This is a genomic window from Psychroserpens burtonensis DSM 12212 (assembly GCF_000425305.1).
Lineage (GTDB): Bacteria > Bacteroidota > Bacteroidia > Flavobacteriales > Flavobacteriaceae > Psychroserpens > Psychroserpens burtonensis.
In genome coordinates, this window is sequence record NZ_AUDE01000029.1 from 23,891 (window position 1) to 36,531 (window position 12,641).

Annotated in this window: 12 protein-coding genes; 10 read left to right on the forward strand and 2 right to left on the reverse strand. The window is 33.9% G+C overall.

The features are described from left to right. Nucleotides 1-164 precede the first annotated feature (164 nt). The 3 genes from H593_RS0113270 to yaaA all read left to right on the forward strand — a co-directional run bounded on the left by H593_RS0113270 (nt 165) and on the right by yaaA (nt 2,862). Nucleotides 165-725, forward strand: coding sequence for a PASTA domain-containing protein (locus H593_RS0113270; protein WP_028872901.1), 561 nt, complete (start codon nt 165-167; stop codon nt 723-725). Between the two features lie 2 nt (nt 726-727). Beyond that, the gene (locus H593_RS0113275) at nt 728-1,765 is read left to right on the forward strand and encodes an RluA family pseudouridine synthase (protein WP_028872902.1); all 1,038 of its coding nucleotides are present in this window, start codon (nt 728-730) and stop codon (nt 1,763-1,765) included. Between the two features lie 338 nt (nt 1,766-2,103). After that, entirely contained in the window at nt 2,104-2,862 is a 759-nt protein-coding gene (gene yaaA / locus H593_RS0113280) for a peroxide stress protein YaaA (RefSeq protein WP_028872903.1), read from the forward strand. Between the two features lie 10 nt (nt 2,863-2,872). Here the strand turns inward: yaaA and H593_RS20545 are convergent, their stop codons facing one another. Together H593_RS20545 and H593_RS0113290 are read right to left on the reverse strand one after the other, a co-directional pair. After that, nucleotides 2,873-3,001 carry a 30S ribosomal protein THX gene (locus H593_RS20545; protein WP_084142328.1) on the reverse strand — a complete coding sequence of 43 codons (129 nt, stop codon included), beginning with the start codon at nt 2,999-3,001 and terminating at the stop codon, nt 2,873-2,875. A gap of 338 nt (nt 3,002-3,339) precedes the next feature. Further along, on the reverse strand, nt 3,340-4,137 hold the full coding sequence (locus tag H593_RS0113290) for a DUF3050 domain-containing protein (protein ID WP_028872904.1): 798 nt from the start codon (nt 4,135-4,137) through the stop codon (nt 3,340-3,342). Nucleotides 4,138-4,613: 476 nt separating this feature from the next. Here H593_RS0113290 and H593_RS0113295 point away from each other — a divergent pair, with 476 nt between their 5' ends. The 7 genes from H593_RS0113295 to H593_RS0113325 all read left to right on the forward strand — a co-directional run bounded on the left by H593_RS0113295 (nt 4,614) and on the right by H593_RS0113325 (nt 12,591). Continuing rightward, complete coding sequence (locus H593_RS0113295) at nt 4,614-5,885, forward strand: DUF2851 family protein (RefSeq protein ID WP_028872905.1); 1,272 nt, start codon at nt 4,614-4,616, stop codon at nt 5,883-5,885. 15 nt (nt 5,886-5,900) lie between these two features. Continuing rightward, nucleotides 5,901-6,128, forward strand: coding sequence for a PspC domain-containing protein (locus H593_RS0113300; protein ID WP_028872906.1), 228 nt, complete (start codon nt 5,901-5,903; stop codon nt 6,126-6,128). A 3-nt stretch (nt 6,129-6,131) separates the two neighbouring features. Further along, nucleotides 6,132-7,151 carry a potassium channel family protein gene (locus tag H593_RS0113305; protein ID WP_028872907.1) on the forward strand — a complete coding sequence of 340 codons (1,020 nt, stop codon included), beginning with the start codon at nt 6,132-6,134 and terminating at the stop codon, nt 7,149-7,151. 95 nt (nt 7,152-7,246) lie between these two features. Next, nucleotides 7,247-8,878 (forward strand): alanine/glycine:cation symporter family protein, encoded by a 1,632-nt coding sequence (locus H593_RS0113310; RefSeq protein ID WP_028872908.1) that lies wholly within the window; start codon nt 7,247-7,249, stop codon nt 8,876-8,878. 37 nt (nt 8,879-8,915) lie between these two features. Then, nucleotides 8,916-10,514 carry an alanine/glycine:cation symporter family protein gene (locus H593_RS0113315; protein WP_028872909.1) on the forward strand — a complete coding sequence of 533 codons (1,599 nt, stop codon included), beginning with the start codon at nt 8,916-8,918 and terminating at the stop codon, nt 10,512-10,514. 17 nt (nt 10,515-10,531) lie between these two features. Continuing rightward, the gene (locus tag H593_RS0113320) at nt 10,532-11,404 is read left to right on the forward strand and encodes a ComEA family DNA-binding protein (RefSeq protein WP_028872910.1); all 873 of its coding nucleotides are present in this window, start codon (nt 10,532-10,534) and stop codon (nt 11,402-11,404) included. Nucleotides 11,405-11,424: 20 nt separating this feature from the next. Then, nucleotides 11,425-12,591, forward strand: coding sequence for an acyl-CoA dehydrogenase family protein (locus H593_RS0113325; protein WP_028872911.1), 1,167 nt, complete (start codon nt 11,425-11,427; stop codon nt 12,589-12,591). The last annotated feature ends 50 nt before the right edge of the window (nt 12,592-12,641 follow it).

The following is a 12,641-nucleotide window of genomic DNA, read 5'->3' on the forward strand; positions in this document are numbered from 1 at the left end:
CTCGTATTTCCCTTGTTTTATGAGTCAGAGCGATGCTATGACTTTCAAAAATAATCTCATTTCAGTGAATTTAGACACATTTTCGGTTAAACATAAAAAGTCAAGTTGAGTTCATAATAAAAACCCTTTCGTTTTTATATATTTGCCGTACAATAAATTAATACATGAGTTTCATACAGTTTCTTAAGAGTAAGACCTTTTTCAAACAATTAGGATTAGCAGTAATTGTTTTGTTTGTTATTGTCTTTCTAACGATACAATATTTAGACTGGACAACCAATCATGGAGAATTTATAAAAGTGCCTGAATTGAAAGGGAAATCCTTAAAAACGGTAAAAATAGAATTAAACGATAATGATTTGGTGATGGAAATTCAAGATTCAGCAAATTATAATCCTAAATACCCTAAGTTTTCTGTCATTGAGCAATACCCAAAAGCAGGAGCACAGGTTAAAGAAAATAGAAAAATTTACTTGACTTTAAACCCATCAGGATATCGTAAAGTATCAGTTCCAAATATTGTGCGTCGCACATTTCGTCAGGCAAAACCTACATTAGAAACCTTAGGTTTTGAAGTTGGAAGCGTTACTTATATCGATGATATAGGTAAAGAAGAAGTGATTGCTATAAAGCACAAAGGAAAAACCATAAAAGCGGGAGATATGCTTCCGCTAACGTCAAAAATTGATGTTGTTTTAGGCAACGGAAATCGAGGATCCAACTAAAAATGACTACAGAATACAAAGTACCAGAAGAGAATGATGATGAGTTATACGAGCATCATTCGTTTACAGCAGATAAAGGCCAAGCACCACTACGCATAGACAAATATTTGATGAATCGTATCGAGAATGCGACCCGAAATAAAATTCAGGCAGCAGCCAAAGATGGCAGTATTTATGTCAATGACATCCAAGTAAAGCAGAACTATAAGGTGAAGCCTTTAGATACCATTCGTGTGCTCTTTGAGCATCCACCTTATGAGAATTTATTGACACCAGAGGATATTCCTTTAGATATTGTATATGAAGATGATGCCCTTTTAGTGCTTAATAAACCTCCAGGAATGGTCGTTCATCCAGGACATGGTAACTATTCAGGAACCTTGATTAACGCCTTGATTTTTCATTTTGATAATTTGCCTAATAATTCTAGTGAGCGTCCAGGATTAGTACATCGTATTGATAAAGACACATCTGGATTACTGGTTGTTGCCAAAACGGAACACGCCATGACGCATCTTGCAAAACAGTTTTTTAATAAAACCAGTGAGCGAGAATATGTGGCGATTGTTTGGGGGAATATGGAGGATGACGAAGGTCGAATAGAAGGTCATATTGGTCGTCATCCAAAAAACAGATTACAGAACACCGTTTTTGAAGGTGAGGATGCAGATGAGAAAGGAAAACAAGCGGTGACGCACTATAAAGTTATTGAACGTTTAGGTTATGTCACTCTGGTCACTTGTAAATTAGAAACTGGTCGCACGCATCAAATTCGTGTCCATATGAAATATATTGGTCACACCCTTTTTAATGATGAACGTTATGGAGGTGAACGTATTTTAAAAGGAACCACATTTACAAAATATAAGCAGTTTGTGGATAACTGTTTCAAGATTTTACCAAGACAAGCATTACATGCTAAAACCTTAGGATTTGTGCATCCAACATCTGGTGAGCACATGAGTTTTGATTCGCCAGTTCCAGCAGATATGCAAGAGTGTATCGATAAATGGAGACATTACGCAACACACATGCAGTAAAAGCAATTCCTGCGAAGGCAGGACTCTTTATTCGTAAAGGGAAGAGCCTAATGGTTTTTAGGGCGTTACCTTTTGCTCATGCCTACAAGGTTTGAAAGAAACCTCGCAGGATCGCAAAACGTCAGGCTCTCTCTACTCGCTTCCCGATAAAAATCGGGTGAGCTCAAACAGACCGTTCCATCCTTAACGCAAGTCTTAGTTTTTTCTATAACTTTTGGTTATTATCTCATAGAAACATTTAAAATAAATGAGTTGACAATTTTATTATTCTATTGTAACTTTACATTTGAGATGATGTTTAACACTTAATAATATACCTGCTTTTGCGGGTAATAACTATGAAACTCGTATTATCACCAGCAAAATCACTAGACTACGACAGTAAATTGCCAACGACAAAAACGACAGAGTCTTGCTTTTTAAATGAATCACAACGTATTAATAAACTGTTGAAAAAAGAGTCGCCAAAACAATTATCTAAGCTCATGAAGATTTCAGATAATTTGGCGCAACTTAATTACGATCGTAACCAAGAATGGACACTGCCCTTTACAAAAGAGAATGCCAGACAAGCTATTTACGCCTTTAGTGGTGACGTATATCGAGGATTAGATGCTTATTCTATTGATAATAAGAAATTGGATAAAGTTCAAGATACGGTGCGAATCATATCAGGACTCTACGGACTTTTAAAACCATTGGATCTCATCCAACCTTATAGATTAGAAATGGGAACCAAATTCCCAGTTGGTAAAAATAAAAACTTATATGAATTCTGGAAACAACAAGTTACTCAAGCTTTAAATGATGAGTTAGAAGACGATGAGTTGTTTTTAAATTTGGCAAGTCAAGAATATTTCAAGGCTATTGATACCAAAGCTCTAAAAGTACCAGTTATAGATATTAAGTTTCAAGAATTAAAAAATGGTCAATATAAAACCATTGCTATTTTTTCAAAATTAGCAAGAGGTTTAATGACAAGATATGTGATTGATACTAACGCTAAGACTATAGAAGATATCAAAGGTTTTAATCATGATAACTATCGCTACACCGAGAATTTATCGAGCGAAAAAGAACTTGTATTTACAAGATAGCAAGTTGGAATTATAAGGTTTTTTTACCTGGCTTTATTTTGTCTTCGGTTTTAGGACGTTTTTTTATTCGACGTCGCTTAACTCCGAAGCTACCAATATTTATTTTTCCTCGTTTTGATTTTTTGTCTCCTTTTCCCATCAAAAATTTATTTTTGTTCCTGTGAAAACGAGGAACTATGTTATGTTTAGTTTAAAATCTTAAGGTAACTAAAATATTTTAGTATTTAATTATAAATTTAAAAGATGTCTCAAGTATAGTCCTAATAATGAGTCATCAAAACCTTTCTTATATCTTCCACAGCCAGAGTAGCTAATATGTCAATCAGTAAGAATGTATTTTAAAATAACTTAAAACAAGCAATTCAAGCTTTAATACATTTGCTTCTAGAGTAGTGGAGTCGTCGTAGTTTTTTGAAGTACTGTTGTTTTAACAATATTTATAAATAAACACCAAACGCCTTTGAAAGTCTCCAATAATTATACTTCATGCGCTGTATTATACGATGGCTTTTCATTTTGAATTAAATCGTTAATGGCATCCCAAAGCTCAATTCTTTTTTCTAAAGATTGTTTAGCAATGGTTAATACCTCATTCCATTTTACATCATCATCTTCACATAGTGCTGCAATCATTTTGAGTGAGAGAGGTCCGTGTTCATCTCCATCTAATTCAATATGACGCTCCAAGTAATATTTTAATTTGCTATAAGGCTTATTTTCAGAGTGCGAGTTTTTAAGGATTTCTATAAACATATCAGGAATAACATCTTCTCTCCCAAACGTAAATGCAGAAGCAACAAGGTGCGGTTTATTTGTGTCAATAATTGAAAATGAAAATTTAACAAAATCAGCAACTCTTCTGTCGATATTGATTTCATTTAGAGAGTATTCGATTAAATTTTCTGATTCGATAAGTTTTATAAACTTATTTATTTCATTAGTATTTGCATTCGTTTGCAACATGGCATCCAAGTACATTTCAAAATGACTTTTAGGTTCGCCTATTTCGTTAAGGTCACTTTCTTCACCGTGAACGATTTCATTTATAAATCTTGATAATGTTGGGTTTTTTGGTGGTGTCCAAGGTGTTTTTACCGTCGTTAAATTTATTTGAAGATTTTTTAAAAGTGACATAAAATCCCATACTGCAAATACATGACTTTCCATAAAGGTTTTTATGTCATTTATATTATTTAAATTTTCATAAAGTTTATGATTTTGCAATTGATTTCTTAATCCAGAAATCTCGTTTTCTATGTGTTGTATTCTATTCATTCCGTTTTTTTAATTGCCTATAATGTGCTAAGATACCAGCGGTTTCAATGGTTAATAGTTCCGCATTGCAAAGGTCAGTGTTTTATCGCAAATATGATATATGTTAGGCTATATATTTTAATTATTTAACGCTCGTATTCTTCTTTAATAAAGTAATTTGTTTCAAGTGATAATGTGATTGCTCATTGATTTCCTTGAAGTTATTAAAGTAGTTTGTGTATTTAACATCTTTAAAATCACTCCAAATGGTCTCTTCGTTCAAAAAGGCTATCTGTTGTTCTTAGATTTTAGCATCATTTAAAATGGTATTGCATCGGGTTTCTCAATCTAAGACTCATTGGCGCTTGAGGTTTACACTCATCTAGTTGCCGTCAAAAAAGACAGCTTGTATATGCATGGCTAAATGTTTTGAATTACTCATAGCGTAAAAAAACAAAATAAATATGACGATAAAGTTAGAATTCATACATTTATAAATGAAAGAAGATTTTTTACACTACTTATGGTTACATAAAAAGTTGGATGTACTCCACTTAAAAACAACACATCATGAGTGTCTAGAAATCGTAAGTGTAGGACAGCATAACCATAATTCTGGTCCAGATTTTTTTAATGGTCAAATTAGAATTGGAGAACAACTTTGGGCTGGGAACATTGAAATCCATATAAAATCTAGCGATTGGTTTGTTCATGGTCACGAACAAGATTCTGCTTATGATAATGTGATTTTGCATGTTGTTTATGAACACGATACAGATATTTTTAGACATGATAATTCTACAATTCCAACATTAGAACTCAAAAATTTTATAGATAATTCATTGCTGGATAACTACCATAAGTTGTTTTCTTCAAAAAAGAAATGGATTAATTGTGAACAAGATTTTCCTGATGTAGATGAATTCACACTCAAAAACTGGCAAGAACGATTATATTTTGAACGATTAGAACGAAAATCTAAAACTATTGAAGGCTTATTAAAAGCATCAAAAAACGATTGGGAAGCCGTATTGTTTAAACTATTGGCTAAAAACTTTGGACTTAAAGTCAACGGTGCATCTTTTGCTAGCGTAGCCAATTCTATAGAGTTCTCTACAGTGAGAAAATCAAGTTCTAAATTAGAGCAATTGGAAGCCTTGTTTTTTGGTCAGGCTGGATTACTAGAAAAAGATAGTAGTACGGGTTATTACGAGATGCTTCAGGAAGAATACAAATTTCTAAAGCAAAAGTTTCAGCTAGAGACACGAGGTGTTATAGCTGTACAATTTTTTAGATTGCGTCCACCTAACTTTCCTACGATACGCTTATCACAATTAGCAAATTTATATCATAAGGAACAGCAGTTGTTTTCAAAAGTGATTTCCGCAGAAAACCTATCTGATATTTATAGCCCTTTTGAAGTGAGCACCTCACCATTTTGGAAAACGCACTACACCTTTGATAAAGAATCTAAGCAGTGTAATAAAAAAGTGACTAAAGCATTTGTGGACTTATTATTAATAAATACCATTTTACCCATAAAATTTTGCTATGCAAAACAAAAGGGAGAGACCAATGATGAAACGATATTGGAGATTATAAATGGAATAGCTGCTGAGAAAAATTCTATAATAGATGGTTTTAGCCAATTGAAACAAAAACCTAAATCTGCTTTAGAATCACAAGCCTTCATCCAATTAAAAACTGAATACTGCGACAAAAATAAATGTTTGCAATGTGCTATTGGGAACGTATTGTTAACGAAATAAATTTTAACTTGCGGTGTGAAATTATTTTATCAAATACTTTACTATTTTCAAAAACGCGGTTATTACGTTTGTCAACGTATTGCAGAACGTTTTGGGATTAGAGCAAAAGTTGTACGTACATCATTTATGTACCTTACTTTTGTAACCTTGGGATTTGGTTTTGCACTGTATTTATTTATCGCATTCTGGATAAGAATTAAAGATATAATTTACACCAAACGCTCATCTGTTTTTGATTTATAACCTATGAATCCACTAGTTGTATTTTTTAGAAAGAAGATCTTTACCGCAGTGTTTTTGTTGGTATTCTTACTTTTTATAGGGGTCATTGGTTATAAGCTTATGTCCAACTATACATGGGTTGATGCTATTTATATGACTGTGATTACGATTACCACAGTAGGTTTTGGAGAAGTGCAACCTCTAGATGATAACTCCAAAATATTTACGATATTCTTGATTTTGGCGAGTGTTATTATATTAGGTTATGCCATTACTGTTATTACCGAATATATTTTAAGCAAAAATAATTTTGAAGAACTAAAGCAAAGAAAGATGCAAAAGAAAATAGACGGTTTTAAAGGTCATATCATTATTTGTGGCTACGGAAGAAATGGAAGGCAGGCTTCAGAAAAACTGTTAGCTTATAACAAATCTTTCGTTGTGATAGAAAAAAACAAAGAGCGTATGGAGAAATTTCAAAACGAAATGGTACCTTTTGTTTTGGGAAATGCAAATGAGGATGAAGTTCTTTTGCAAGCAGGTATTGAGCGTGCGAGTACTCTTATTTCTGCACTACCAAATGACGCAGATAATTTGTTTGTAGTACTTTCGGCAAGACAAATAAATAGTAAATTAAATATTATAAGTCGCGCCTCTCAAGAAACGTCTTATCAGAAATTAAAATTAGCAGGAGCTAACAATGTTATTTTGCCAGACAGAATAGGAGGGGACCATATGGCTTCCTTAGTTGTTGTTCCAGATTTAATTGAGTTTATTGATAATCTGTCTATCGTAGGGAAATCGAATATCAATATTGAACAAATTCCAATTGAGAAATTGTATGATGCTACAAATGCTAAAACTATCAGGGACTTAGATCTTCGTAGAAAAACAGGATGTAATGTTATTGGTTATAAGGGTAGTAACGGCGAATACATTGTTAATCCTGAAGCTGATTTAGAATTAGCACCAAATTCAAAAATAATTGTATTGGGAAGACCTGAACAAATTCAGAAGCTTAATTCCTTATACGATATCAATTAAATCAGGTTTCATTTTATCAACCAATGCTTTAAAAAGTCGAAATTTTTTAGGATATTGTCAACTTATAAAATAACTAACTAATTAAATTATATACAATGAAGAAATATCTTCTTTCATTTTTTACTCTCGTATTACCAATTATAACGTTTTCTCAAGAAGCCCAGGGAATGGGATTTGACGAAAAAATAGAAACTTGGTTTAAACCAATTTCAGACGTGGTGTCTTCTGTTGTTTTTTATCCAATAAGTATCGTTGGTAGGGATGTTCCAATTGTTATAATAATTTTATTATTAGGTGCGCTATATTTTACAATTTATAATAGGTTTGCAAACTTTAGATTAATGGGTGTTGCCATTAGAGCAACTCGCGGAAAATATGATGAAATTGATCATCACGTTGCCGAAACAGTTGCTGGGGATTCAACACCAAATGATGATGGAGATTCTTTTGAAACTATACAAAAAGAAGGTGTTATTGGAGAAGTTACACATTTTCAGGCTCTAACAGCTGCCTTGTCAGCAACAGTTGGTTTAGGTAACATTGCGGGTGTATCTGTTGCAATTGCAGTAGGAGGTCCGGGAGCAACTATTTGGATGATTCTTGCTGGATTGTTAGGTATGTCGTCAAAATTAGTTGAAGCTACTTTAGGTGTTAAGTATCGTGAAGTAGGTGAAGATGGAAAAATTTATGGTGGTCCAATGTATTATTTAACAAAAGGACTTAAAGAGAAAGGACTTGGCGGTTTAGGTAAAGTATTAGCTGTGTTTTTTGCTATAATGGTTGTTGGTGGCTCCTTTGGTGGGGGAAATATGTTTCAGGCAAATCAAGCTGCAGCACAATTTAAAATTTTAGCAAATACAACTTCGGGTTCTGCAGGTTTTTGGTTTGGAGTAGTTTTGGCAATTTTAGTTGGGTTAGTTATTATTGGCGGTATAAAAAGGATTGGTAAAGTAACAGAAAAAGTAGTTCCTTTTATGGCTATCATTTTTGTAGGAGCTTCACTCGTTATTATATTTATGAATGTGTCAATAATTCCTGCTGCTATTTCAGAAATTTGGGATGGTGCCTTTAATGCAAATTCGGCTTTAGGAGGTATTATTGGGGTTATGATTGTTGGGTTTCAACGAGCAGCTTTTTCTAACGAAGCGGGAGTTGGATCAGCATCTATTGCCCATGCTGCTGTGAAAACACGATTCCCGGCAAGTGAAGGTATTGTAGCATCTATTGGTCCTTTTATTGATACAGTTGTTATTTGTACCATGACTGCGTTAGTGATTATAATAGTGAATTTAAAGAATAGCTTATTCGCTTATGGTGATGTTGTTAATAAAGAAGTATTATTAAATTCTAACGGAGAGCGTATTGGAGGTGTAGATTTAACTTCATTAGCATTTGAGACAGCAATACCAAATTTTTCAATAGTATTAACGATTGCAGTTATTTTATTTGCCTTTTCAAGTATGTTATCCTGGTCCTATTACGGATTACAAGGTTGGACTTATTTATTTGGAAGAGGTAAGGTTGCTGATATCGTATTTAAAGCATTGTTTTTAATAATGGTTGTTGTTGGAGCTTCTTCTAGTTTAGGCTCTGTTATCGATTTTTCTGACGCTATGATATTCGCTATGGTATTCCCTAATATTATCGGATTATTAATCTTAGCACCAAAAGTGAGACAGGAAATAAAGAGATATTTAACAGCTATTGCTCATGATAAAAAAGAATGATTTCAGTTCAACACCTTTCCATAATTAATAAATAATAATGAAACTTTATAAATCCTACTTTACGTTTGCTCAGGAATCAACTTCAGAGACAATAGATCGCGTATTTCAAGACTACACAGGCTGGTTTGTAGATGCTATTTTTTACGAAATTCCGTTTTCGGATACCTATAGAATTCCATGGGTGTTAATTGTACTTGTAGGAGGTGCTTTATTCTTTACACTTTATTTTAAATTTATCAATTTTACCGGTTTTAGATTAGCTTTAAGAGTGGTTCGTGGTAAATATGAAGATATTGAAAAACATGGTGCAGATACTTTATATGGAGATCAAACATCTAACGAAGGTGAAGATATTTTTGAAACCATTCGAGACGATAGTGTAGAGGGCGAAGTAAGCCACTTTCAAGCCCTTACAGCTGCCTTATCTGCAACTGTTGGACTTGGTAATATTGCAGGCGTAGCTGTTGCTTTGTCAATTGGAGGACCAGGAGCTACTTTTTGGATGATAGTAGCTGGACTTTTAGGTATGGCTTCTAAGTTTGCCGAATGTACCTTAGGAGTTAAATATCGAGATGTTGGAGAAGATGGAACCGTCTATGGTGGGCCAATGTATTATCTGTCTAAAGGTTTGAAATCTAAAGGAATGGGTGGTTTAGGAAAAGTGTTAGCTGTGTTTTTTGCCATTTTTGTTATTGGTGGATCCTTTGGTGGTGGAAACATGTTTCAAGCCAATCAAGCAGCTGCACAATTTGTGAAACTATTTAACTTAGAAGGTTCAAATGCGGGTTTATACTTCGGAATTGTAATGGCTGTTCTTGTAGCAATTGTTATTATTGGAGGTATTAAAAGAATCGCTAAAGTAACCGAAAAGGTAGTGCCCTTTATGGCTGGAGTTTATGTGCTTGCTGCTTTAGTTATTTTAGTAGCTAATTGGCGTTTAATTGACGATGCTTTCGGGTTAATTTATGAAGGGGCTTTCTCTGGCTTAGGCATTGCTGGTGGCCTTGTTGGAGTTATGATACAAGGTATTCGTAGAGGCGCTTTCTCTAACGAAGCTGGTGTTGGTTCTGCTGCTATTGCGCATTCAGCTGTACGTACTAAATATCCTGCAAGTGAGGGCATCGTTGCATTACTTGAACCTTTTATAGATACGGTTGTTATTTGTACCATGACTGCTTTAGTTATTGTAATTACAAATTTCGATGGAGGTTTTATGGAATATGGGGTAGAAATTAAACAAGGTGTAGAAATTACTGCAGTAGCTTTTGATAGTGTGATACCTCATTTCTCAATCGTGCTAACAATAGCTGTTATACTATTTGCTTTTTCAACCATGATTTCTTGGTCTTATTACGGAATGCAAGGATGGGTGTTTTTATTTGGTAAAGGAAAAATAACTGATTTAATTTATAAAATATTATTTTTATTCTTTGTAGTTGTTGGTGCTTCAATTAGTTTAGGAGCCGTAATAAATTTCTCTGACGCCATGATTTTTGCTATGGTGGTACCAAACATTATTGGAGTTGTTATATTATCTCCAATAATTCGTATAGAGCTTAAGAAATATTACAAGGCAATTAATGTCAAACAGGACGCTTTGAATGATGGTGCAGAAGATTTAAAAAAGCATATGTAACATTTAAATCACAATAAATGAAATCCCATTTCACGTTTACTAAAAAACAGAGGAGTGGGATTTTTTTGTTATTACTCATTATATTCGTAGGGCAATGCGCCTATTATTTTATTGATTTTTCTTCGGAAGAGTTTGATACTGGTACGCAAGACATTTTTAAATTTCAAGCAGAGATAGATTCTCTACGTTTAGAGAGATTAGAGGCTTCAAAACCAGTGATATTTCCTTTTAATCCAAATTATATTACCGATTTTAAAGGCTATTCACTCGGAATGTCTAATGAAGAAATTGATCGACTTCATGCATTTAGAGAGACCAATAAATGGGTCAATTCTTCGAAAGACTTTCAGAAGGTAACCAAAATATCAGATTCCCTTTTAGCTGAAATATCGCCTTACTTTAAATTTCCAGACTGGGTGACTAACCCTAAAACTAAAGCGAACTACATCAATAATTATTCAAATAGTGCTATACCTAAAACCTTTGCTCAAAAACAAGATTTAAATACAGCAAGTGCAGCGGAACTCAAACGTATTTATGGCATAGGTGAAAAACTATCAGAACGCATCGTTGCCTATAGAAAAAAATATGGAGATTTTGTTGCAGATGTTCAGCTTCAAGAAGTGTATGGCTTATCACCAGAAGTTATTGAACGTGCATTAAATGAGTTTACAGTTAAAACAGCAAAACCAATTGTAAAAATCAATATAAATAAGGCGACCCTCGATCAATTGGTAACTATAAAGTATATTGATTACGAGATTGCCCATAATATCATAGAGCAAAGAACACTTAGAGAGGGTTTCAAGACCTTGGACGAATTAACAAAAGTTAAAGGTTTTCCTATTAAAAAAAGTGAGATAATTAGGTTATATTTGACAATCGATTAGATATAAAAAATTAATAATTTATGAGTAGTAGATATTTCACTGAAGAACACGAATTATTTAGACAAAGTTTAAAAGATTTTCTGCAGAAGGAAGTTGTTCCCCATATTGAAAAATGGGAAAAAACTGGTCACATAGAACGTTTCATTTGGAAGAAATTTGGTGAAATGGGTTTCTTTGGAATCGCATATCCTGAGGAATATGGAGGAATGGATCTCGATTTATTTTACACAGTTATCTTACTTGAGGAATTACAGAAAGTGAATTCTGGTGGATTCGCAGCTGCAATTTGGGCACATGCCTATTTAGCAATGACTCACCTTAATAAAGAAGGTGATGATGCTATCAAACAAAAATATTTAGCACCAAGTATCACTGGAGATAAAATAGGTTGTCTCTGTATTACAGAACCATTTGGTGGTAGTGACGTTGCAGGAATGAGAACAACTGCAGTTAAAAAAGGAGATACATATGTGATTAATGGTTCAAAGACATTTATTACAAATGGAGTGTACAGTGATTATCTAGTGGTTTGTGCAAAAACAAATCCTGAGCTTGGTAATAAAGGGATTAGCATATTTGTAATGGATCGCGAGACACCTGGAGTTTCTGCTACAAAACTTGATAAATTAGGTTGGAGAGCTTCAGATACTGGTGAGATTGCATTTGATAATGTAATCATTCCTGCGTCTAACTTAATGGGTGAGGAAAATAAGGGCTTCCCTTACATCATGCAACATTTCGCTTTAGAGCGATTAATCATGGGGATCAATGCGCACGCTCGTGCAGAATTTGCTTTAGATTACGCTCAAAAATACATGAGTGAACGTCAAGCGTTTGGGAGAACTATCGATAAATTCCAAGCCTTAAGACATACGTTTGCAGATTGCTACGCAGACATGTTGATGTGTAAAGAATTCAATTATGCTATCGCAGATCGTCTTAATAATGGTGAATATGTGGTTAAAGAAGCTACGATTTCTAAATTGCGTTCAACAAAAATGTCAGACGAGGTAATTTACCAGTGTCTTCAGTTTTTAGGAGGTTATGGTTATATGGAGGAGTATCCTCTTGCAAGATTGGCTCGTGATAGTAGACTGGGACCGATTGGTGGTGGAACATCAGAAATTTTACGTGAAATAATAGCGAAGATGGTATTAGATAACAAAGATTATAAGCCTGCGACCTAATTTTTTTCTTCGGAAAAATAACAACCAAACTGTTCCCTCGTAAAATAAAA

Bases quoted from the DNA above. Each gene is read 5' to 3' on its own strand.
- H593_RS0113320 (WP_028872910.1), top strand. From the start codon at position 10,532: ATGAAATCCCATTTCACGTTTACTAAAAAACAGAGGAGTGGGATTTTT.
- H593_RS0113290 (WP_028872904.1), bottom strand. From the start codon at position 4,137: ATGAATAGAATACAACACATAGAAAACGAGATTTCTGGATTAAGAAAT.
- H593_RS0113315 (WP_028872909.1), top strand. From the start codon at position 8,916: ATGAAACTTTATAAATCCTACTTTACGTTTGCTCAGGAATCAACTTCA.
- yaaA (WP_028872903.1), top strand. From the start codon at position 2,104: ATGAAACTCGTATTATCACCAGCAAAATCACTAGACTACGACAGTAAA.
- H593_RS20545 (WP_084142328.1), bottom strand. From the start codon at position 3,001: ATGGGAAAAGGAGACAAAAAATCAAAACGAGGAAAAATAAATATTGGT.
- H593_RS0113310 (WP_028872908.1), top strand. From the start codon at position 7,247: ATGAAGAAATATCTTCTTTCATTTTTTACTCTCGTATTACCAATTATA.
- H593_RS0113270 (WP_028872901.1), top strand. From the start codon at position 165: ATGAGTTTCATACAGTTTCTTAAGAGTAAGACCTTTTTCAAACAATTA.
- H593_RS0113275 (WP_028872902.1), top strand. From the start codon at position 728: ATGACTACAGAATACAAAGTACCAGAAGAGAATGATGATGAGTTATAC.
- H593_RS0113305 (WP_028872907.1), top strand. From the start codon at position 6,132: ATGAATCCACTAGTTGTATTTTTTAGAAAGAAGATCTTTACCGCAGTG.
- H593_RS0113325 (WP_028872911.1), top strand. From the start codon at position 11,425: ATGAGTAGTAGATATTTCACTGAAGAACACGAATTATTTAGACAAAGT.
- H593_RS0113295 (WP_028872905.1), top strand. From the start codon at position 4,614: ATGAAAGAAGATTTTTTACACTACTTATGGTTACATAAAAAGTTGGAT.